At 71.4% G+C, this 21953-nt stretch carries 21 protein-coding genes and 1 pseudogene; 13 read left to right on the top strand and 9 right to left on the bottom strand.

Going from position 1 to position 21953, the window contains the following annotated elements; translation table 11 throughout:
- Positions 1-3: 3 nt before the first annotated feature.
- From purL to purS, 3 genes are all read right to left on the bottom strand, one after another.
- Complete coding sequence (gene purL / locus ACQPWW_RS00940; protein WP_433128181.1) at positions 4-2661, bottom strand: phosphoribosylformylglycinamidine synthase subunit PurL; 2658 nt, start codon at positions 2659-2661, stop codon at positions 4-6.
- Positions 2662-2728: 67 nt separating this feature from the next.
- Positions 2729-3412: a phosphoribosylformylglycinamidine synthase subunit PurQ gene (gene purQ / locus ACQPWW_RS00935; RefSeq protein ID WP_433128179.1), complete on the bottom strand. Its 684-nt coding sequence runs from the start codon at positions 3410-3412 to the stop codon at positions 2729-2731.
- Positions 3409-3672 (bottom strand): phosphoribosylformylglycinamidine synthase subunit PurS, encoded by a 264-nt coding sequence (gene purS, locus ACQPWW_RS00930; RefSeq protein ID WP_204942808.1) that lies wholly within the window; start codon positions 3670-3672, stop codon positions 3409-3411. The genes purQ and purS overlap by 4 nt, the downstream gene beginning before the upstream one ends.
- A gap of 354 nt (positions 3673-4026) precedes the next feature.
- Between purS and ACQPWW_RS00925 the strand changes: the two genes are divergently transcribed.
- Positions 4027-4710, top strand: a complete 684-nt coding sequence (locus tag ACQPWW_RS00925; RefSeq protein WP_433128177.1) for a S1 family peptidase — start codon at positions 4027-4029, stop codon at positions 4708-4710.
- Positions 4711-4734: 24 nt separating this feature from the next.
- Positions 4735-5298 carry a YbjQ family protein gene (locus ACQPWW_RS00920; RefSeq protein WP_433128175.1) on the top strand — a complete coding sequence of 188 codons (564 nt, stop codon included), beginning with the start codon at positions 4735-4737 and terminating at the stop codon, positions 5296-5298.
- Between the two features lie 19 nt (positions 5299-5317).
- Here the strand turns inward: ACQPWW_RS00920 and purB are convergent, their stop codons facing one another.
- A complete protein-coding gene (purB, locus tag ACQPWW_RS00915; protein ID WP_433128173.1) occupies positions 5318-6742 on the bottom strand; it encodes an adenylosuccinate lyase in 1425 nt (474 codons plus the stop codon).
- A gap of 67 nt (positions 6743-6809) precedes the next feature.
- Positions 6810-7091 (bottom strand): annotated as a pseudogene (locus ACQPWW_RS00910) (GntR family transcriptional regulator); the annotation flags it as partial.
- 14 nt (positions 7092-7105) lie between these two features.
- Here ACQPWW_RS00910 and ACQPWW_RS00905 point away from each other — a divergent pair.
- Entirely contained in the window at positions 7106-7309 is a 204-nt protein-coding gene (locus ACQPWW_RS00905; protein ID WP_433134778.1) for a flavin reductase, read from the top strand.
- An 84-nt stretch (positions 7310-7393) separates the two neighbouring features.
- Here ACQPWW_RS00905 and ACQPWW_RS00900 read toward each other — a convergent pair whose 3' ends face one another.
- A complete protein-coding gene (locus ACQPWW_RS00900) occupies positions 7394-7933 on the bottom strand; it encodes a hypothetical protein (RefSeq protein ID WP_433128171.1) in 540 nt (179 codons plus the stop codon).
- 226 nt (positions 7934-8159) lie between these two features.
- Entirely contained in the window at positions 8160-9452 is a 1293-nt protein-coding gene (locus tag ACQPWW_RS00895) for an acetyl-CoA C-acetyltransferase (protein WP_433128169.1), read from the bottom strand.
- A gap of 55 nt (positions 9453-9507) precedes the next feature.
- On the opposite strand from ACQPWW_RS00895, the gene ACQPWW_RS00890 reads away from it, so the two are divergent.
- The 7 genes from ACQPWW_RS00890 (at position 9508) to ACQPWW_RS00860 (ending at position 16573) form a co-directional block, all read left to right on the top strand.
- Positions 9508-10890: a 3-oxoacyl-ACP reductase gene (locus ACQPWW_RS00890; RefSeq protein ID WP_433128167.1), complete on the top strand. Its 1383-nt coding sequence runs from the start codon at positions 9508-9510 to the stop codon at positions 10888-10890.
- Positions 10891-11030: 140 nt separating this feature from the next.
- On the top strand, positions 11031-11855 hold the full coding sequence (locus ACQPWW_RS00885) for a MaoC/PaaZ C-terminal domain-containing protein (protein ID WP_433134047.1): 825 nt from the start codon (positions 11031-11033) through the stop codon (positions 11853-11855).
- An 80-nt stretch (positions 11856-11935) separates the two neighbouring features.
- On the top strand, positions 11936-12688 hold the full coding sequence (locus tag ACQPWW_RS00880) for an NUDIX hydrolase (RefSeq protein WP_433128165.1): 753 nt from the start codon (positions 11936-11938) through the stop codon (positions 12686-12688).
- Positions 12685-13656, top strand: coding sequence for a serine/threonine protein kinase (locus ACQPWW_RS00875; protein WP_433128163.1), 972 nt, complete (start codon positions 12685-12687; stop codon positions 13654-13656). The genes ACQPWW_RS00880 and ACQPWW_RS00875 overlap by 4 nt, the downstream gene beginning before the upstream one ends.
- A 9-nt stretch (positions 13657-13665) precedes the next feature.
- Complete coding sequence (locus ACQPWW_RS00870; protein WP_433128161.1) at positions 13666-14625, top strand: hypothetical protein; 960 nt, start codon at positions 13666-13668, stop codon at positions 14623-14625.
- Entirely contained in the window at positions 14622-15884 is a 1263-nt protein-coding gene (locus ACQPWW_RS00865; RefSeq protein ID WP_433128159.1) for an adenylosuccinate synthetase, read from the top strand. Before ACQPWW_RS00870 ends, ACQPWW_RS00865 begins: the two co-directional genes overlap by 4 nt.
- A gap of 68 nt (positions 15885-15952) precedes the next feature.
- Complete coding sequence (locus ACQPWW_RS00860) at positions 15953-16573, top strand: DedA family protein (protein WP_433128157.1); 621 nt, start codon at positions 15953-15955, stop codon at positions 16571-16573.
- Positions 16574-16651: 78 nt separating this feature from the next.
- Here ACQPWW_RS00860 and ACQPWW_RS00855 read toward each other — a convergent pair whose 3' ends face one another.
- Positions 16652-17290: a TetR/AcrR family transcriptional regulator gene (locus ACQPWW_RS00855; RefSeq protein WP_433128155.1), complete on the bottom strand. Its 639-nt coding sequence runs from the start codon at positions 17288-17290 to the stop codon at positions 16652-16654.
- A gap of 68 nt (positions 17291-17358) precedes the next feature.
- Between ACQPWW_RS00855 and ACQPWW_RS00850 the strand changes: the two genes are divergently transcribed.
- From ACQPWW_RS00850 to ACQPWW_RS00840, 3 genes are all read left to right on the top strand, one after another.
- Positions 17359-17811 (top strand): SCP2 sterol-binding domain-containing protein, encoded by a 453-nt coding sequence (locus ACQPWW_RS00850; protein ID WP_433128153.1) that lies wholly within the window; start codon positions 17359-17361, stop codon positions 17809-17811.
- A gap of 1 nt (position 17812) precedes the next feature.
- A complete protein-coding gene (locus tag ACQPWW_RS00845; RefSeq protein ID WP_433128151.1) occupies positions 17813-19027 on the top strand; it encodes an acyl-CoA dehydrogenase family protein in 1215 nt (404 codons plus the stop codon).
- A 229-nt stretch (positions 19028-19256) separates the two neighbouring features.
- Positions 19257-20819: an AMP-binding protein gene (locus ACQPWW_RS00840; protein WP_433134044.1), complete on the top strand. Its 1563-nt coding sequence runs from the start codon at positions 19257-19259 to the stop codon at positions 20817-20819.
- A gap of 35 nt (positions 20820-20854) precedes the next feature.
- Here the strand turns inward: ACQPWW_RS00840 and ACQPWW_RS00835 are convergent, their stop codons facing one another.
- Positions 20855-21913: a restriction endonuclease gene (locus tag ACQPWW_RS00835; RefSeq protein WP_433128149.1), complete on the bottom strand. Its 1059-nt coding sequence runs from the start codon at positions 21911-21913 to the stop codon at positions 20855-20857.
- Between the last annotated feature and the right edge of the window lie 40 nt (positions 21914-21953).

Below are 21953 nucleotides of genomic sequence, written 5' to 3'. Positions count from 1 at the left end.
GCCTCAGCGCTCGTCAGGCGACGGTTCGGTGGCACCGGTGTCAGACTCGGACGAGCGACCGGGCTGTGCCGGACCGATCGGCTCGACAGCGCCGGTCTCCGGGGAGGGCCCCGAAGAGGCGATCGGCTCGGAGAGCACCTCGGCCGGGTCGATCGGCTCGGCCGGGGCGACCGGCAGCGGGACGGCCTCGACCGCGCCCGCCACGCCGGCGGCCGGCGCGGGCACCTCGACAGCCGCCGAACCCCCGAAGAGGCGCGGCAACGTCTCGGTGTGCGCCCTGCGCAGCTCGTCCAGGTCGATCCGGAACTGACCGTGCACCTCGAGCGCCCCGCCGGACGGGTCGGTGACGCCGATCAGCTCGAACGGCACCCCCCGCTCGGCGCAGAGCGCCGCGAACGCCTTGTCGTGGCCGCGCGGCACCGACACCAGCGCGCGCGTGGCGGACTCGCTGAACAGGTAGACGAACGGCATCGAGCCCTCGGCGAACTGCTCCGGCACCGCGATCCGGGCCCCGACGCCGCGGCGCAGGCAGGCCTCGACCAGGCTCTGGGCGAGGCCACCGTCGGAGAGGTCGTGCGCGGAGGCCAGGTGACCCACCCGGGCGGCCTCGGCCAGCAGGTCGGCGAGCGCCTTCTCCCGCGTCAGGTCGACCTGGGGCGGGATGCCGCCGAGGTGCTCGTGCGTCACCCAGGCCCACTCCGAGCCGGACAGCTCCACGTTCGTCTCGCCGAGCAGGTAGAGCTGGTCGTGGTCGCCACCGGCACGCGGGACGAAGCCCATCGGCACCCGGTCGGCGACGTTGTCCAGCACGCCCAGCACACCGACCACCGGGGTCGGGTGGATGGCCGCCGCGCCGGTCTGGTTGTAGAAGCTGACGTTGCCGCCGGTCACCGGGATGCCCAGCTCCAGGCAGCCGTCCGCCAGGCCGCGCACGGCCTCGGCGAACTGCCACATCACTCCCGGGTCCTCCGGGGAGCCGAAGTTGAGGCAGTCGGTCACGGCGATCGGCTTCGCGCCGGTCACCGCCACGTTCCGGTACGCCTCGGCCAGAGCCAGCTTGGTGCCGTTGTACGGGTCGAGTCGGGCGTACCGGCCGTTGCCGTCCACCGACAGCGCCACACCCAGCCCGGTGCGCTCGTCGATCCGGATCACGCCGCCGTCCTCCGGCTGGGCGAGCACTGTGTTGCCCAGCACGTAGCGGTCGTACTGCTCGGTGACCCAGGTCTTGTCGGCCAGGTTCGGCGACGCGATCATGCGCAGCACGGTCTCCCGCAGCGCCTCCGGGTCGGCCGGGCGGGGCAGCGTCTCGGCCCGGTCGGCCTGGAGCAGGATCAGGTCGGCCGGCTCACGCATCGGCCGGGCGTAGACCGGGCCGTCGTCGACAAGCGAACCCGGCGGCACGTCGACGACCAGGTGGTCCTGCCAGGTGATCAGCAGTCGACCCGGGCGGCCGTCCGGCTCCGGTGCGGTGACCTCACCGATCGCGGTGCCGAGGACGCCCCACTTCTCGCAGGTCTTGAGCACCGCGTCGAGCTTGTCGGGCTCGACGACGAGCAGCATCCGCTCCTGCGACTCGCTGGCCAGGATCTCGTGCGGGTCCATCGACGGCTCGCGCAGCGGCACCCGCTCCAGCCAGACCCGCATGCCGGTGCCGGCCGCGGCGGCGGTCTCGGTGAGCGCGCAGGTCAGGCCGGCGCCGCCGAGGTCCTGGATGCCGACCACCAACTGGCCGTCGTACAGCTCCAGGCACGCCTCGATCAGCAGCTTCTCGGTGAACGGGTCGCCCACCTGCACGGCGGGGCGGCGCGCCTCGCTGCCCTCGTCGAAGGTGGCGCTGGCGAGCACCGACACGCCGCCGATGCCGTCGCGGCCGGTCTTGGCGCCCATCAGGACGACAACGTTGCCCGGGCCGGCGGCGGCCTTGTTCTGCAACCGGCTGACCGGCAGCACGCCCAGGCACAGTGCGTTGAGCAGCGGGTTGCCCTGGTAGGAGGGGTCGAAGACCAGCTCGCCACCGATGTTGGGCAGGCCGAGGCAGTTGCCGTAGCCGCCGACGCCGGCGACCACGCCGGTGAGCACCCGGGCGGTGTCCGGGTGGTCCGCGGCGCCGAAGCGCAGCGGGTCCATCACCGCGACCGGGCGTGCGCCCATGGCGAGGATGTCCCGGACGATGCCGCCGACACCGGTCGCCGCGCCCTGGTACGGCTCGACGAAGCTCGGGTGGTTGTGCGACTCGACCTTGAAGGTCACCGCCAGCTCGTCGGAGATCTGCACGACACCGGCGTTCTCACCGATGCCGGCGAGCATCCGGTCGCTGTGTGGGGCCTTCTCGGCGAACTGGCGCAGGTGCACCTTGCTCGACTTGTAGGAGCAGTGCTCGCTCCACATGATCGAGTACATCGCCAGCTCGGACTGGGTGGGCCGGCGGCCGAGGATCTGCCGGATCCGGTCGTACTCGTCGTCGCGCAGACCAAGCTCGGTGTACGGCTGGAGCTCGCCCGGAGTGCCACCGGCGCGCGGCACGGTGTCCACGCCCTCGGTCCACACGGCGGTGGGCAGCGGGGCCGGGGCGACGGGCTGCGCCGGGCTCGGCTCGGCCGGCTGCGCCGGGGCGGAGTACGCCTCGGGCGTGTCGCGTACCGGGTCCGGATGGGTGGTCATGACCTCTCCTCGCTGCGCTCGTGCCCGCCAGGCCGGCGGTTGAGCAGACCGATGATCGTGTCGCCGGTCATGCCGGCGCCCCCACCAGGTGCTTGAGGACCGACGTGAAGAAGCCGAGGCCGTCCAACGAAGGACCGGTGAGTGCCTCCACCGCGTGCTCGGGGTGCGGCATGATGCCGACCACGTTGCCCGCGGCGTTGGTGATCGCGGCGATGTCGCGCAGCGACCCGTTGGGGTTGCCGCCGACGTACCGGGCGACCACCCGACCCTCGGCCTCGAGCTGGTCCAGCGTCGCGGTGTCCGCGACGTAGCAGCCCTCGCCGTTCTTGACCGGGATGAGCACCTCCTGGCCGGGCTGGAACGCGTTGGTCCACGCGGTGCCTGCCGACTCGATGCGCAGGACCTGGTCCCGGTTGCGGAAGTGCAGGTGCTGGTTGCGGGTGAGTGCCCCGGGCAACAGGTGCGCCTCGCACAGGATCTGGAAGCCGTTGCAGATGCCGAGCACCGGCAGGCCACCCTGGGCGGCGTCCACGATCGTCTCCATCACCGGGGCGAACCGGGCGATGGCGCCGCAGCGCAGGTAGTCACCGTAGGAGAAGCCACCGGGCAGCACTACCGCGTCGACCCCGTGCAGATCCGGGTCACCGTGCCAGAGCCGGACCGGCTCGGCGCCGGCGATCCGGACGGCCCGGGCCGCGTCCCCGTCGTCGAGCGAGCCAGGGAAGGTGACGACACCGACCCGGGCGGTCACGAGCGGGCGTCCGCGGTCTCGTCGGCCTCGACCACGCGGATGGTGAAGTCCTCGATGACCGGGTTGGCGAGCAACTTGTCGGCAATCTCCCGAGCGCGGTCCAGGTCCGGTTCACCGGTGAACTCGATCTCGATCCGCCTGCCGATCCGAACCGAGGCGACGTCACCGACGCCGAGCCGGGGCAGCGCGTTTGCGACGGCCTGGCCCTGCGGATCGAGGATCTCGGGCTTGAGCATGACGTCGACGACGACGCGAGGCACTGGGCACTCCTGACTGTGTACGCAGTTGGGTGCCGACCCACAACGGGCGAGCGCAGCCAGCGTACCTGGCAGATATCGCCACTGACGCACCGGCCGGGTGCAGTTCAGGCAGTGATCGACATCACCGGCGCTCTGGGTGACCCGGGGAGCGCGACAGGCGGCCTCAGCAGGACATACACGGCGCTCCCGGTGGCCGAATCGTTACATTGATCAATCCCGATCAAAATCTTGATAACGCTGACGCCGAGCCCTATCGTACATCGACGTAAGTCGATTCAGGCGACGGTGGGAACCCCCGCCGTCGCCCTCCCGCACCCGGCGACCCCGGGTCCGCCCGTCCAAGGAGCCCCCCCGATGCGCATCCGCCCCCTGCTCGCCGTCCTCAGCACCGCGTTGGTCGGCGCCCTCGGCGCCGCGTCCGCCGCGTCCGCCGCCCCGCCCGGCCCGCAACCCATCATCGGCGGCGACACCGTCACGTCGGCGCCCTGGGCCGCCGCGGTGCTGAGCAACGGCTCGTTCACCTGCTCCGGCAGCGTCATCGCCGCGCAGTGGGTGCTCACCGCCCGGCACTGCATCAGCGGCACCATGTCGGTCCGGGTCGGCAGCGTCTACCGCGCCTCGGGCGGGGTCACCCGTACGGTCAGCGCCACCTACACCCGCAACGACCTCGCCCTCATGCGGCTCTCCAGCACCGTCAGCACGTCGACGGTCACCCTCGCCAGCAGCAACCCACCCCTCAACTCGACAAACTCGATCTACGGGTGGGGCATGACCTGCTACAGCGGCTGCTCCGCGTCCAGCCAGCTGAAGACCGCCACCGTGCGGGTGACAAGCACCAGCGTCACCGACGCGTACGGCGGGCAGGCGATCCGCAGCACCGAGATCAGCGGTAACGCATGGCGGGGCGACTCGGGTGGCCCCCAGTTCTACAACGGCCAGCAGGTCGGCGTCGCCTCCACCGCCGACGGCTACAGCATCCAGAACTACGGCAGCGTTGCGTACAACCGGGCCTGGATCACCTCGGTGGCCGGTGTCTGACGGTTAACACCCCGGGCGGCGCGGATGGTCGACTGCGTGTCGGCCGTCCGCGCCGCGTCGTTTTGCAGCATCCGATCAGGTGAACAATGCACCCGATCGGGTTGGGCCAGTCCTGACAGCATCGGAACCGTGCTGGTCGTGACGACAGAGCAACTGCCCGGCTATGAGATCCGCCAGATTCTCGGTGAGGTCGTGTCCTCGATGGCCAGGACGCGCAACCCGTACCGCGAGGGGGTCAAGAACCTGCGCGGTGGCGCGTACGACCCGATGGCCCCGGACAACCTGACCCGGTGGCGCACCGACTCGGTGTCCCGGCTCGGCGAGGAGGCCCTGCGGCTCGGCGCGAACGCGGTGATCGGCATGCGCTTCGACAGCCGCGACTGCGGCGAGATGTGGATGGAGATCTGCGCGTACGGAACGGCGGTGATCGCCGTACCTGTCATGCCCGAGGTCATGCCGGCCGACCAGCCGGCGATCGCCGCGGAGACCGCCACCGACCCGGCCTTCGCCGAGTCGCTCGGTGGCATCGCCGAACCGGCAAGCGCGCCCAACCTCAGAACTGCCGCCGAAACCCCGACCGGCGAGTAACCGCCGGTCGAGGTGGGGATCAGAGGATCGGGGGTGGGCTGTAGGTGGCCGCCTCCGGGTGGGCCGTCACCACTGCGGTGATCCGCTTTGTCACCGCCGCCACCTGGGCCTGGGCGGCACCGACGAAGGCGCTGCGGTCGGCGACCAGGGTGTCGATGTCGGCGCGGGTCAGGCCGAGCCGGCCGTCGGCCGCCAACCTGTCGAACAGGTCGTTCTCCGGCGAGCCCTTCTCGCGCATCGCCAGGGCCACCGCTACCGCGTGCTCCTTGATCACCTCGTGCGCGACCTCCCGGCCGACGCCCCGCCGGACCGCCGCCACCAGGATCTTCGTGGTGGCCAGGAACGGCAGGAACCGCTCCAACTCCCGGCTGATCACGGCCGGGTACGCGCCGAACTCGTCGAGCACGGTGAGGAAGGTCTGGAACAACCCGTCGGCGGCGAAGAACGCGTCCGGCAGGGCCACCCGGCGGACCACCGAGCAGGACACGTCCCCCTCGTTCCACTGGTCACCGGCCAGCTCGCCGACCATCGACAGGTAACCGCGGATGATCACCGCGAAGCCGTTCACCCGCTCCGACGAGCGGGTGTTCATCTTGTGCGGCATCGCGCTGGAGCCGACCTGGCCCGGCTTGAAACCCTCGGTGGCCAGCTCCTGGCCGACCATCAGCCGGATCGTGGTGGCCAGCGACGACGGCGCCGCGGCGGTCTGCGCCAGGGCGGCCAGCACGTCGAAGTCCAGCGAGCGCGGGTAGACCTGCCCGACGCTGTCCAGCACCCGGGAGAAGCCAAGGTGCTCGGCCACCCGCCGCTCCAACTCGGCCACCTTGTCCGCGTCGCCGTCGAAGAGGTCCAACTGGTCGGCTGCCGTGCCGACCGGTCCCTTGATGCCCCGCAGCGGGTAGCGGGCGATCAGCTCTTCCAGCCGCTCGTACGCGACGAGCAGCTCCTCCGCCGCGGACGCGAAGCGCTTGCCCAACGTGGTGGCCTGCGCCGCCACGTTGTGCGAACGGCCGGTCATGACCAGCTCGGAGTGCTCGTGGGCCAACCAGGCCAACCGGGCGAGGGCGGCCACCACCCGGTCCCGGATCAGCTCCAGCGAGGCGCGCACCTGAAGCTGCTCGACGTTCTCGGTGAGGTCCCGCGAGGTCATCCCCTTGTGCACGTGCTCGTGCCCGGCGAGCGCGCTGAACTCCTCGATCCGGGCCTTCACGTCGTGCCGGGTGACCCGCTCCCGCTCCGCGATCGAGGCGAGGTCGACCTGGTCGAGCACCCGCTCGTACGCCTCGACCACGCCGTCCGGCACCGACACGCCCAGGTCACGTTGGGCGCGGAGCACGGCGAGCCAGAGCCGCCGCTCCATCCGGACCTTCTCCTCCGGAGACCAAAGGGCGACCAGTTCGGGCGAGGCGTACCGGTTGGCCAGCACGTTGGGGATCGTCGTCACGTACCTCATTGTCCCGCACCCGCTGGTCGACACCCAGGGCGGGCCGGGTTATCGAGGCCGTCCGGGGGTGACCACCCTTGATCAGGACCGACACCTCGACCGGCCGCCCATGCACCGAGCGAACCACTCGGAACTGACGGATCACCGGCACCTGTGGTGGCAGCGAGAGGATCTCCAGCTCCTGGGTGGCCGGCATCCTCACGGACAGCCGGTCGACCAGGCCAAGCTGGGGGTGACCCAGTTCGGCCAGCGCCTGAGGGGCGCCACCCACGATCTTCTGACACGCGGCGATGGCAGTGCCTCGGCCGATCGAGACCGGGTAGTACGACCACGACACCTCAACCGGCTGGCAGTTCACCGGCCATGACACGTGCTCGGATCTCCGCAGAAATCTGCTCATGCCGAAACCGCTCGCGCCGGCTGCTCATCGAGTACGTGCACGACCGGCTGTCGCTGACGTTCTACCTGGGTCTACACCTGGCAGACGCGGCGGCCGACCTGCCGAACACCTCCGCCGACAGGCTGCACGCCCGGTTCCTCGGCGGGATCCGGCCCCGCCCACCGTGATCGAGCCCGGGGGTGGCCGTTCGGGTGTCCGGCAGCGCCGGCACCCGACGCGTCGGCGCTCCGCACCCTGTGTCTCCTACCGAATCAGAGGTCGTGCGCCGCCTTCGTGGGTGCCGAGGGGTCGTTGATGAACCGTCCTTCGGCATACCTCTCAAACGCCCGCACGACCTCATCCTGAGACGCCCGCAGGGAATCCAGCCCCAGCAGGATTATGGACAGTCGACCATCGACCTTGTTCGTGTATTCCGCCGCGACGCCGACGTCGACGCCGGTCGCCGGCACCAGAACGAGTCGCGGAACGCCAGCGCCTTGCGCCGTACTGGCAGGCGACTCAAGGAGCACCGCGTCGATCGACGCCCACGGTACGGAACGGTTGATGCCCGCCACGTGCAGCCGGAGCCCGGTCTCGTCGATGACGATGGGCGTCGGTCGGAACGTGCTGGCAACGAGGGCGAGCGCTCCGAGGAACGAGACGAGTCCGAAGAGGAACAGCGGTCCGGAGCCCACCGGCACAATGAGGACCCGTAGCTCCCAGCCGTTCAGGGATGCCCACATGGTGAGTAGGCCGCCCAGAAGGAAAAAGGTGATCCAGAAGAGGTGGGGACGAGCGCGGCGAAGCTCCATCGTGAACTCCAGGTACTAGGCAGGCTGTGTGCCATTGCAGCAAGGTCGCGCAGAACCTAGCAGTAGCGATCTTGAGGAGACAACGACGCAAACCCGTCGTGAAGAGGCTCTAGTCCGTCGGCAACGGGTCCGGCTACGGGCGCGCAGCTCGAGTAGAAGACACCGGGTCGGATGTCGGGGCCATGTCTCTGTGGAAGAGACAATGAGACATCGCAGCGGGGCGCGCTCAGCGCTCCAGGATGGCGGTCACGCCCTGACCGCCGGCGGCGCAGATGGAGATCAGCCCGCGTCCACTGCCCTTCTCGGCCAGCATCTTGGCCAGGGTCGCCACGATCCGACCGCCGGTGGCGGCGAAGGGGTGCCCGGCGGCCAACGACGAACCGTTCACGTTGAGCCGGTCGGTGTCGATCGCGCCCAGTGGCGCGTCCAGGCCGAGGCGGTCCTTGCAGAACTCCGGCGACTCCCAGGCGGCGAGGGTGGCCAGCACCTGCGATGCGAACGCCTCGTGGATCTCGTAGTAGTCGAAGTCCTGCAACGTCAGCCCGGCGCGGGCCAGCATCCGGGGCACCGCGTAGGCGGGGGCCATCAGCAGCCCCTCGTCGCCGTGCACGAAGTCGACAGCCGCCGTCTCCGACCAGCTGAACCAGGCCAGCACCGGCAGGTTGTGCGCGGCCGCCCACTCCTCGCTGGCCAGCAGCACCGTGGACGCGCCGTCGGTGAGCGGCGACGAGTTGCCCGCGGTCATTGTGGCGTGCTCGGCGTCCGGGCCGCGGGTGCCGAAGGCCGGCTTGAGTGAGCCGAGCTTCTCCAGGCTGGTGTCGGGGCGGAGGTTCTGGTCGCGGGTCAGCCCCAGGTACGGCGTCATCAGGTCGTCGAAGAAGTTCCGGTCGTACGCGGCGGCCAGCCGTTGGTGTGAGCGCAGCGCCAGCTCGTCCTGGGATCGCCTGTCGATCTGCCACTGCAGGGCGGTGCGGGCGGCGTGGTCACCCATGGACAGGCCGGTACGCGGTTCGGCGATGCGTGGGATCTCCGGCTTGAACGGCTGCGACGGGCGCAGCTTCGCCGCGACCCTGAGCCGTTCGCCAAGCGTGCGGGCGGAGTTGAGCTTGAGCAGCGTGCGCCGCATCTCCTCGTTGACCGCGAGCGGCGCGTCGGAGGCGGTGTCGACACCGCCGGCGATGCCCACGTCGAACTGACCGAGGGCGATCTTGTTGGCGACCAGGATCACCGCTTCCAGGCCGGTGCCGCAGGCCTGCTGGATGTCGTACGCCGGGGTGTGCGGGTCGAGCCGGGAGCCGAGCACCACCTCGCGGGCGAGGTTGAAGTCACGGGAGTGTTTGAGGACCGCTCCGATCACCACCTCGCCGACCCGCTGACCGGCCAGCCCGTACCGGGCGATCAGACCGTCCAGCGCGGCGCCGAGCAGGTCCGGGTTGGACGCGTCCGCGTAGCGGGAGTTGGAACGGGCGAAGGGGATGCGATTGCCCCCGATGACCGCGACCCGCCGGATGCTCTGCACGATCCGCCTCCTCCGAGATGTGTTGCTCGAACCTACTCGCCAGTAGGCTACGCCCATGACCGACAGGTACGCGAGCTTCGTCCAATCGGCCGCCGGCCGCGCGCTGGTCAAGCGCCTCGGGCTGCCCGACCCGCCCCGACTGCGTCGGCACCATCCCGGCGACCCGCTGCTGCCCGGACCGGCCCTGCTCGGCGCGGCCACCGGCGGCCGGCTCGCCGCGCCGCTCGCCACGATCCTGACCACCGCCGGGGTCGAGCTGCGGGACACCGGCAGCGCCACGGCGCAGGACCGGTTCGGCGCCCTGGTGTACGACGCCACCGGGATCACCGACTCGACCGACCTGCGCCAGCTCTACGACTTCTTCCACCCGCAAGCTCGGGCGGTGCTGCCCAGCGGCCGGGTGATAGTGCTCGGCACCCCGCCCCGGGAGTGCGCGACGACCCGCGAGGCGACCGCCCAGCGCGCCCTGGAGGGGCTGGTCCGCAGCATCGGCAAGGAGTTCGGCCGGGGCACCACCGCCCAACTCGTCCAGGTCACCCGCGCCGGAGGTGACGCAGCGGACACCCCGGACCTCTCGGCCGGCACGCTCACGAGCCTCGCGTCGACCCTCCACTTCCTCCTTTCCGGCCGGTCCGCGTACGTCTCGGGCCAGGTCATCCGGGTCGGCGTCGGCGCGGCGAGCGCACCGGCCGACTGGGACCGCCCGCTGGACGGGCAGGTAGTGCTTGTCACCGGCGCCGCCCGGGGCATCGGCGCGGCGCTGGCGACGGTGCTCGCCCGCGACGGCGCGCAGGTCGTGGCGCTGGACGTCCCGGCCGCCGGGGACGCCCTCGCCGCGGTGGCGAACGACATCGGCGGTACGGCCGTGCAGCTCGACCTGACCGCGCCGGACGCGCCGACCCGGCTCGCCGACCACCTGGCCAGCCGGCACGGCCGGGTCGACGTGGTGGTGCACAACGCCGGCATCACCCGGGACAAGACGCTCGGCCGGATGGACGCCGACCGGTGGGACCAGGTCATCGACGTCAACCTTTCCAGCCAGGAGCGGATCAACGACGTGCTGCTGGAGCGGGAGCTGATCCCGGCCGGCGGGCGGATCGTCGCGGTCTCGTCGATCGCCGGGATCGCCGGCAACCGGGGGCAGACCAACTACGCGACAAGCAAGGCCGGGGTGATCGGGCTGGTCGACGCGCTCGCCCCGGCCCTGCGCGAGCGGGGGATCAGCGTCAACGCGGTGGCCCCGGGCTTCATCGAGACCCGGCTGACCGCGCGCATCCCGCTTGTGGTGCGGGAGGCGGGTCGCCGGATGAACAGCCTGGCCCAGGGCGGCCTGCCGGTGGACGTGGCCGAGACGATCGGTTGGCTGGCCTGGCCGGCCAGCGGTGCGGTGAGCGGCAACGTGGTCCGGGTCTGCGGCCAGAGCCTGCTGGGGGCGTGATGGGCACGCGGAGGGAGCCGGACGACGACCTTTCCCTGCACGAGTTGATCGACGGCCCGACGGAGGCGCTGTCGGCGGAGACGCGGGCCAGGGCGCTGCGGCCGGAGGCCGACGCCCGTACCCGTGTCGAACTGGCGCGGATGCCGGCGTCCGGGGCGCTCCACCGGAAAGCGGTGCTCGGCGCGCTGCCGGGTCTCGGTGGCGGTCGGCGGGGGTCCGGCCTGCCGGCGGCCGAGTTGGCCGTGGGCGGGGTGCGGGTGGACCGGGCGCACCTGGCCGACTACGACCGGATCTGCGGTTTCCGGCTCAGCGACCGGCTGCCCGCGACGTTTCCGCACGTCATGGGCTTTCCGCTGGCCCTGCGTCTGATGACCGAGCCGGATTTTCCCATCCCGCTGACCGGTGTGGTCCACGTCGGCAACCGGATCACCGTGCACCGCCCGATCGACGCCGACGAGACAGTCGACTTCCGCACGTACGCGGAGAACCTGCGCCCGCACGACCGGGGGCGGCAGGTGGACGTGGTGCTTGTCGGCGCTGTCGACGGTGTGGAGGTCTGGCGCGGCGTCTCGACGTACCTCGGTCGGGAGCGCACGTCCGGCGGCGGTGAGCGGCGCGACCGGAGCGCACGCCCCGCCGCGCCGACCGCCACGGCCCGGTGGCGGGTGGAACCCCGCGTCGGTACGACGTACGCGCGGGTCTCCGGGGACCACAACCCGATCCACACCTCACTGCTCGGTGCGCGACTGTTCGGCTTCCGTCGACCGATCGCGCACGGCATGTGGAGCAAGGCGCGCTGTCTGGCCGCGTTGGAGAACCGGCTGCCGGACGCCTACACCGTCGAGGTCGCCTTCAAGGCGCCCGTGTCGCTGCCGAGCACAGTGAACTTCGCCCTGCTGCCGGACGGCGGGTTCGCCCTGCACGACTCGCGCGGGCGTCCGCACCTGGCGGGTTTCGTGCGCTGACGGTTTTCGGGCTTGGCAGTGATGCCCTCGTGCGTTAAGTTGTTCTCAGAGAGAGATGTTCTCAAGCTGAGAGAGACGCGATGAACGAGCAGGAGTTCCTTGCCGCGTACGACCCCCGGGCCTACCCGTCGGTCGCGGTGACAGTCGACGTGGTGGCGTTGACCATCCGGGACGGCGCACTGCACCTGCTGCTGATCCAGCGCGGGCAGCCACCCTTCGCGGGGCACTGGGCGCTGCCCGGCGGCTTCGTCCAGCCCGACGAGGACCTGATCGCCAGCGCTCGACGGGAGCTGGCCGAGGAGACCGGGCTCGGCGGCGAACGGCTGCGCCGCGTACACCTGGAGCAGTTGGGCAGCTATGGCGCCCCCGACCGCGACCCGCGGATGCGCGTCGTCTCGATCGCCCACCTCGCGTTCGCCCCCGACCTGCCGGACCCGGCCGCCGGCACCGACGCCGACGCGGCGATCTGGCTGCCGGTCACCGCGTTGACCAGCCGGCAGCTCGCCTTCGACCACGGCCGGATCATCGACGACGGGCTGGAGCGGGCCCGGTCCAAGCTGGAATACACCCCACTCGCCACGCGCTTCCTCGACGCCGAGTTCACGATCAGCGAGCTGCGCACCGTCTACGAGACGGTCTGGGGTCACCCGCTGCACGCCGGCAACTTCCACCGCAAGGTGCTCTCGGTGCCCGGCTTCGTGGAGAGCACCGGCGCCAGCACCGAGCGCGGTGGCACCCGGGGTGGCCCGCGCGCCCGGCTCTACCGGGCCGGCGACGCCCGCCTGCTGCACCCGGCGCTGCTGCGCCCCGCCCGCGAGGAGACGGTGCGATGAGGACCGCGGCGGCCATCGACCTGGTCACGGCGGCCCGCACCGACGCCGACCTGTTCGGCACGGACCAGCCGGCCCGGCGTTACCGCGCGCTGGTCGCCGCCCTGCACCCCGACCGCCTGCCGGCCGACCCGGCGGTACGCGCCGAAGCCCTCGACGCGTTCATCCACGTCACCACCCGCTGGCGGGCCCGGCAGGTCACCGTCCTCGGCGACTACCGACTCGGCGCCCCGGCCCACTCGGGTGACCTCGCGGACCTCTACGACGTCGGCGACGACCGGCTGCTCAAGCTCCCCCGCCGGCCCACCGACAACGACCTGATGGCCCGCGAGGCGCACGCCCTGCGCACCATCGCCGAGCGTGGCGACCCGCGCTACCTGCCGTACGTGCCCCGGCTCGTCGACGAGTTCCCGCACCGCGACGCGTCGACCGGCTCCGAACGGCGGATCAACGTGCTCGCCACCGCACCCGGGCTGCACGACCTCGACGAGGTGCGGCACGCGTACCCCGACGGGTTGGACGGCCGCGACGTGGCCTGGATGTGGCGGCGGCTGCTTGTGGTGCTCGGCCTGGCCCACCGGGCCGGCATGGTGCACGGCGCGGTCCTGCCCCGACACGTGCTGATCGAGCCGGACGGCCACGGCGTGGTGCTTGTCGACTGGTGCTTCTCCGCCCCCGTCGGCGGCACGGTCCCGGCGCTGGTGCCGGGCCAGGAGGACTGGTATCCGGAGGAGGTCCCCGGCAGGCGGCAGTGCGGGCCGGGCACCGACATCGCGTTGGCCAGCCGCTGCATGAGCTGGCTGATGGGGTCGCGGGCGCCCCGCGAGCTGCACGCCTTCGCGCGGGGTTGCCGGCAGCGGTCCCTGGACGCCCGGCCCGACGACGCCTGGCGTCTGCTGCGCGAACTCGACAAGGTGCTGGACCGGCTCTACGGCCCACGCACCTTCCGCCCCTTCACCCTCACCCCCTAAGGAGCTGTCATGGGCAGTGGAATCTGGTCCACCGACGTGTACGACGCCGCCGACCGCTACCGCCGCTCCACCGGCCGCAGCGCGTTCTCCTACAGCGACAGCGGGGCGCGCACCGTGCACACCGCGCTCGACCCCCGCGACGCGATGCGCGAGAGCCGTGACTCCGACGAGCACCCCCGGTCGACCCCCGTCGCGGTGCTCTTCGACGTGACCGGCTCGATGCGCACCGTGCCGCGCGTCCTGCAGACCAAGCTGCCGCAACTGCTCGGGCTGCTGCAACGGCAGGGGTACGCCAGCGACCCGCAGATCATGTTCGGTGCGATCGGCGACGCGACCTGCGACCGGGTCCCGTTGCAGGTCGGCCAGTTCGAGTCGGACAACCGGATGGACGACGACCTCGGCCGGATCGTCCTCGAAGGCGGTGGCGGCGGGCAGATGAGCGAGTCGTACGAGCTGGCCATGTACTTCATGGCCCGGCACACCGTCACCGACAACTGGGAGAAGCGCGGCCGGCGCGGCTACCTGTTCATCATCGGCGACGAGCTGGCGTACCAGCAGGTGAAGGCCCGGGAGGTGGCCCGCCTGATCGGCGACGACCTGGCCGAGGACGTGCCGCTGCGGCAGGTCGTCGACGAGGTGACCCGCCGCTGGGACACCTACTACCTGCTCCCCGCCGGCAGCCACTACGCCGGCAACGCGACGGTGCTCGACTTCTGGCGGGACCTGCTCGGGCAGAACGCCGTGGTGCTCGACGACCTCGACGCGGTCTGCGAGACCATCGCGCTCACCATCGGCCTCGGCGAGCAGGCCATCGACCTGGACGAGGGCCTGCGCCACCTGGACCACGCCGGATCCAGCGCCACCGGCACCGTGTCGAAGGCCCTGGCCCGCCTCGGCCGGGGACGGCGGGCCGAGGTGTCGACGCTGCCCGCCTTCGCCGACACCACCGGTGGGGTGACCCGACTGTGAGGCACGTGGCGGTGGTCGACCTCGGCTACGGCGACGCCGGCAAGGGCACCGTGGTGGACTGGCTCTGCGCCACCCGACCGGTGCACACGGTGATCCGCTTCAACGGGGGCGCGCAGGCGGCGCACAACGTCGTGCTGCGCGACGGGCGGCACCACACGTTCGCGCAGTTCGGCGCCGGCACGTTCCACCCCGGGGTCCGTACCCACCTGTCGCGACACGTGGTGGTGGACCCGCTGGCGCTGGCCGCCGAGGCCGACCATCTCGCCACGGTCGGGGTGACCGACGCGCTGGACCGGCTGACCGTCGACGGGGACGCGCTGCTCGCCACCCCGTACCACCGGGCCGCCAACCAGGCCCGGGAGATCGCCCGGGGAGCCGACCGGCACGGCTCCTGCGGGCTCGGGGTGGGCGAGGCCGTCGCGTACGGTCTCGCCCACCCGGACGACGCGCCCCGGGTCGGCGACTGCCGTCGTCCGGCGTTGCTGCGCCGCCGGCTGACCGCCCTGCGGGATCGGCTGACCGCCGAGCTGGGCCCGCTGGACGCGCCGCCGGTCGAGGACTGCCTGCCCGCGTTCACCGGGTTCGCCGGGCGGGTCGCGATCGTCGACGGGACCTGGCTGGCCGGGGCGTTGCACGCCGGGACCTGCGTCTTCGAGGGCGCACAGGGGGTGCTGCTCGACGAGTGGCACGGATTCCACCCGTACACCACGTGGAGCACCACCACGTTCGCCAACGCCGACAGCCTCCTCGCCGAGGCCGGCCAGTCCGGCGACGTGACCCGCGTCGGGGTGCTCCGCGTGGTCACCACCCGACACGGGGCCGGGCCGCTGGTGACGGAGGACCCGACCCTGTCGCTGGCCGACCCGCACAACCCGACGAACCCGTGGCAGGGCCGGTTCCGGTTCGGCCACTTCGACGCGGTCGCCCACCGGTACGCCCTCGCGGCGGCCGGCAAAGTCGACGGCCTCGCCCTGACCCACCTCGACCTGGCCGGCCCCGACCTCCGGATCTGCCGCCGCTACGACACCACCGGCCAGCTCACCCCGGGCCCACCCGGTGACCTGGACCGGCAGGCCGCGCTCACCGCCCGCCTGCTGCGCTCCCGCCCGGTGTACGACGAACCGCCGACGGACTGGGCGGAGGCGGTACGCACGGAGCTGGGCACCCCGGTGGTGCTGACCTCGCACGGCCCCACCGCCGACGACAAGACCCCGCACGGCCCGCTGCTCGCCCCACCGGCGTTGGTCCGCGCCGGCTGATCACGGCCGAAGACGGGTGATCCGGCAACTCGCCCACCGGGTGGGTCGCGCCCGACAAGCATGGGGGAATGGACGCCCTGCTCGACCTCCTCCGTGGGACGGTCACATCGCCGTGGGTGTACCTGCTGATCTTCGGGCTCACCGCGGTCGACGCGTTCTTCCCCGCGGTGCCGGGCGAGGCCGCCGTGATCACCGCCGGGGTGCTCGCGGCGAGCGACGGGCATCCCAGCCTGACCCTGGTGATCGTGAGCGCCGCCATCGGCGCGCTGGTCGGCGACCACATCTCGTACGCCATCGGGCAGGGCGGAGGCGCCCGCCGGCTGGCCCGCCTGCCCAACGGCAGCCGTCGGCGGGCCAGCTCCGAGTGGGCCCGCCGCGCCGTCGACCGGCGCGGCGGAATCATCCTGACCACCAGCCGGTACGTGCCGGGCGGTCGGACCGCCGTCACCCTGACCATGGGCGCGGTGCGCTATCCCCGCCGGGCGTTCCTGCTGTACGACAGCATCGGGGCGGTCACCTGGGCGGTGTACTGCGGACTGCTCGGCTACTTCGGTGGGCTGGCCTTCGAACGTGACCCGGTGAAGGGCGTGCTGGCCGGCGTGGGGCTGGCGGTGATCGTCACGTTCGGGTTGGAGGGGATCCGTTGGCTGCGCCGCCGAGCACACCGCCGCGCCGCCTCCCGCCACTGAGCGGCGCGCGTCGTTGGTCAGCGCCTCCGGGACCACCCGGTCCGCCGTGTGCCGCACTGTCGCCGGCAGCCGGGGCGGTCAGTCGGCGGGTGGGCGCCAGACGACGCCGTGCAGGAGTTGGCCGGCGCCCAGCCAGGCCACGTTCATCATCCGCGTGGCGGTCTTCTCCGGGTCGGCCTCCGGGTGGTCCGCGAGCCAGTCGGCCAGCGACTCGGTCGCGCCGACCAGGGCGTACGCGACGACCTCCAGGTCGACGGCGGTGATCTCCCGGCCCTCGGCGCGCAGGGCGTGGTCGAGCATCCCGGCGACGACCTCGACCAACCGGGCCCGCATGGTGGCCAGTTCGCCGGCGAACGGCTGCTCACCCCGAGCCTGCCGGTAGAGCACCGCCCAGCCGTCGCGGTGTGCGCCCACGAAGCCGAAGAACGCCTTCAGCCCTCGCCAGAGTCGGACGTCCGCCGGCAGGTCGGGGGCGGCGGCGCCGGCGATGGCCTGCATCATCCGGGTGCCCTCCCGGTGCAGGCAGGCGACGAAGAGTTCCTCCTTGGTGCCGAGGTAGGCGTACACCATGGGTTTGGAGATGCCCGCATCCTCGGCGATCTCGTCCATGCTGGCGGCGTGGAAGCCGCGCCGGGAGAAGACCTTGACGGCCGCGTCAAGCATCTGCTGCTCACGAACGGCGCGCGGCAGGCGCTTGAAGGCGGGCGGCGTGGACACCTTGCGAGCATACCTACTCGTGCGTAGGGTTACGCACGAGTAGCCATATCTTCCGGAAGGCGCACCTGATGACTGACTTCGACCCGGCCAGCTTCGCCAACGTCGGCCCCAAGGAGTTCGCCCAGCTGGTCAAGTCCACCCCGGACGACAAGATCGCCCAGGTGATGTCCGGTGACCTGCGCGGCAAGATCCTGGGCGAGGTGTTCGGCCGGATGCCGTCGCTGTTCCGCGCGGACCGGGCCGGCGCCACGAACGCGGTCATCCACTGGATCATCACCGGCCGGGCGGATGGCGGCAGCGACACCTACGAGGTGGCCATCGCCGACGGCAAGTGCGTGGTGAACGAGACCCCGCAGCACGACCCGAAGCTGAGCCTGACCATGGGCCCTGTCGAGTTCCTGAAGATCGTCTCCGGTGGCGCCAACCCGGTGATGATGTTCATGACCGGCAAGTTGAAGGCGAAGGGCGACCTCGGTCTCGCCGCCAACATCGCCAACCTGTTCGACATCCCCAAGGCCTGACATGACTGAGTTCTCGCTCGACCTGAACGAGGAACAGCGGGATCTACGCGACTGGGTGCACGGCTTCGCCGCCGAGGTCGTGCGCCCGGCCGCCGCCGAGTGGGACGAGCGCGAGGAAACCCCGTGGCCGGTGATCCAGGAGGCCGCCAAGGTCGGCCTCTACGGCTTCGAGTTCCTCGCCACCTGCTGGGCCGACCCGACCGGGCTCTCCCTGCCGATCGCCAGCGAGGAACTCTTCTGGGGTGACGCCGGCATCGGCCTCTCCCTCTTCGGCACCTCGCTCGCCGTCGCCGCCATCTACGGCGCTGGCACCCCGGACCAGCTGGTCGAGTGGGTGCCGCAGTGCTTCGGCGACGTCGACTCGCCAGCCGTCGCCGCGTTCTGCACGAGCGAGCCGGAAGCCGGCTCCGACGTCGGCGCGATGCGCACCCGGGCCGTCTACGACGAGGCCACCGACGAGTGGGTGCTCAACGGGCAGAAGGCGTACGCCACAAACGGCGGAATCGCCGGAGTACACGTGGTCACCGCCTCGGTCGACCCCACCCTCGGCTCCCGGGGCCAGGCGGCGTTCGTCGTACCCCCGGGCACCCCCGGTCTGGCCGCCACCCGCAAGCTGCGCAAACTCGGCCTACGCGCGTCCCACACCGCCGACGTCTTCCTCGACGGGGTACGAGTGCCCGGCCGCTGCCTGCTCGGCGGACGGGACGCCCTGCTGGCACGCCTCGACCGGGCCCGCTCCGGTCAGCGGGCCACCGGGCAGGCCGCGATGCGCACCTTCGAGCTGTCCCGACCCACAGTCGGCGCGCAGGCGCTCGGCGTGGCGCGGGCCGCCTACGAGTACGCCCTGGACTACGCGAAGGAGCGGGTCCAGTTCGGACGGCCGATCATCGAGAACCAGGCGGTCGCGTTCGCGCTGGCCGACATGCGGATGGAGATCGACGCGGCGCGGCTGCTGGTCTGGCGTGCGTCGTGGATGGGCCGCAACAACCGCCCGTTCACGGCGGGCGAGGGATCGATGTCCAAGCTCAAGGCCAGCGAGGTGGCGGTGTCGGTCACCGAGAAGGCGGTGCAGCTACTCGGCGGTGCGGGTTTCCTGCGCGACCACCCGGTCGAGCGCTGGTACCGCGACGCCAAGATCTACACCATCTTCGAGGGCACCTCCGAGATCCAGCGACTTGTCATCTCCCGGGCGATCTCCGGGATGCAGATCCGCTGACCGACAGCGTCGACGGGTCGCGGCGCGCCCGGCTGGTCCCGCCCGGCCAGGCGCGCCTCGGCCCGGCTGCTCTCGGCAGCCGGCGGATTCCACGATCTGTGCCGTGTTCGTCACCCCGCGCGGACGCGAACTGGGCCTTCCGTCGCGCCCGGTGCATGATCAAGGAGACGCCCTGATGGACGGGGAGATCCGCTACCCCGTCCACGCACCACCCGAGGAGGTCTGCGGCATGGACCTGCCGTTCACCGTTGCCACGCTGACCCGTCGCGGACTGCTCACCCCCGGCAGCCCCGTCCGGGTCGCCTCGCAGCTCAACGCGCTACGAACGTGGGGATGGAGCCTGGCCGGCGAATTGCGCCAGGCAGCCGCCCGGGACCCCGGCCGGCCGGCGGTCATCGACGAGAACGGCGTCGAGCTGACGTACCACGACCTGCTCGACCGGGCCGAACGGATGGCCCGCTCGATGCGGGCGGGGCTCGGCGTCCAGGCCGGCGACCGGATCGGCGTCCTCTGCCGCAACCACCACGGGCTGATCGAGACGATCGTCGCGGCCACCCTGCTCGGCGTCGACGCCGTGCTTGTCAACACCGGGCTCTCCGCCGCCCAACTGGGCACCGTCGCCGAGGAGCAGCGGCTGCGACTGCTGGTGCACGACGACGAGTTCGCCGAGCGGGTCCTCGGCCTCCCCGCCGAACTGCCACGCCTCGACGAACGGGCCCGCGAGGAGTTGGTCGCCGGGGCGCTGCCCGGCGACCTGCATCCGCCGGAGCGGGACGGCCGGATCATCGTGCTGACCTCCGGCACCACCGGCACCCCCAAGGGCGCCCGCCGACCCACGCCGAGCGGCTTCGGCCCGCTGGTGTCCATCATCGACCGCATCCCCCTGCACGCCCGGGACCGGGTGATGATCGCCGCACCGATCTTCCACACCTGGGGGTTCGCCGCCCTCCAGGTCTGCCTGGCGTTGCGGGCCACCATCGTGCTGCACCGGCGCTTCGACCCGGTAACCACGCTCGCCGCCCTCGCGGCGCACCGGTGTGACGCGCTGTTCGCCGTACCGGTGATGGTGCAGCGACTCCTGGAGGTGCCCCCGCCGGACCCCCGCCCCCCGCTCAAGGTCGTCGCGGTCAGCGGCTCCGCCCTGCCCGGCGGGCTCGCCTCGACGTTCATGGATGTCTACGGCGACGTCCTGTACAACCTCTACGGCTCCACCGAGGTCTCCTGGGCCTCCATCGCCGCTCCCGAGGATCTGCGTCAGGCGCCCACGACGGCCGGCCGGCCACCGCACGGCACCCGGCTGGAGATGCTCGGCGACGACGGTCAACCGGTGCCGAACGGTCAGGTGGGAAGGATCTTCGTCGGCAACGAGATGCTCTTCGAGGGTTACACCTCCGGCGCCAACCGGGAGACCCGCGACGGCCTTCTCGACACCGGCGACCTCGGTCGGCTCAACCCGGACGGCCTGCTCTTCGTCGACGGCCGGGCCGACGACATGATCGTCTCCGGTGGCGAGAACGTGTTCCCCTCCGAGGTGGAGGATCTGCTCGCCCAACTGCCGCAGGTCCGCGAGGCGGCGGTGATCGGCGTACCTGACGCCGAGTACGGCCAGCGGCTGTCCGCGTTCCTCGCCCTGCACCCCGGCGAAACGCTCGACCCCGAGGCGGTACGCGAGTACGTCCGGCACTACCTGGCCCGCTTCTCCGTCCCCCGGGACGTGGTCTTCGTCAAATACCTCCCCCGCAACGCCACCGGCAAGGTGCTCGCCCGAGAACTGCGCCGCTACTACGGCTGATCGACCGGTCAGAGCAGGGCGGAACCGGCGGAGGATCAGGCGAAATCCCGGCAGATCCAGGCGCGGTCGTCCATCCAGAGCGGACCGAAGCAGGCGTTGAGCAGCTGGATGAGCGCTTGGCCGTCGATCAGCTCGATCCGGTCGCCCACGCGGCTCTCGGCATGCGCTCCCCGGGTGAATCTTCCGATCGTCACGAGTACGCCACGACTCGCCGCCCGCAGGTCCGTCACTCCGCGCAACTCCCGCACCGGCCGCACCCCCACGGGCGAGGCATGGCTCTTGCATTCGATCTGGACGACCTCGCGCTGCCCGGGGGCATCCCTCCTGGCGACCACGTCGCGGCCTCCGTCCCGAGACGGCGGCGTGAGCACAACCGCGTACCCCAGCTTCTGATAAAGAGCCGCGACTAGCTTTTCGAGGTCCCTCGGGCTGATCTGGAACAGAGCCTCCTTACCGCTCGTCAAATCGTTGATCCAGCGCGCCCGGATGATGGCGATCGCGTCGAGCAGGCCCTCCGACCGACCGGACGGTCGAATCGCTCGGTAGACGTTCAGGTAGGAGGTGATGGCGTCGACAGCCTGTTGCGGCTCGCGCGGCAGGAGGTCGAGTGCCCACCGCACGCCGGGATGAGGCATTGCGCTGCCACTCATCCACCGCATGAGGCGTCTGCCGTACTCCTTCGGCAGGCGGTCGAGCAGCGACAGGTCACGGAGAATCGCGTGTAAATACTCGGTGTCCCCGCCGAAGCACGATTCTTCAAACAGAAAGAGCCGGAGCAGGGCCAGGACGTCGGCATTGCTACGGGTCGCCACGGATCCGAGATATTCGGTACGCAGATCGTCAGTGGGGAAGCACCACGTCTGCACACCGGCACGGCGACGCTCCGTCCACTCCAGGACCGACTCATCGCTCGCCGGCCCGTCCGCGGAGCCGGCATCGTCGTCGCCAATGTCCTCGTAGCGCTCAACCGCGCCCGGCGGCAGAACTGCCGAAAGCCAATCCTCCAGGCGACCACGCCAGAAGCCCTCTGTGCGCGCCTCCACGCCCGATTTCTGGAACTCCTCGACCTGTTCGACAATCGACAGCCCAGCCACGGCCCAAGCGTGCCCAACGGGTACGACACTGCGACAGTCG

Origin of the sequence: Micromonospora sp. CA-240977 (assembly GCF_050942285.1) — a bacterium.
In the GTDB taxonomy this organism is placed as follows: domain Bacteria; phylum Actinomycetota; class Actinomycetes; order Mycobacteriales; family Micromonosporaceae; genus Micromonospora.
Note: the sequence above shows the minus strand (reverse complement) of the source record. Positions and strands in the feature narration are given on the sequence as shown.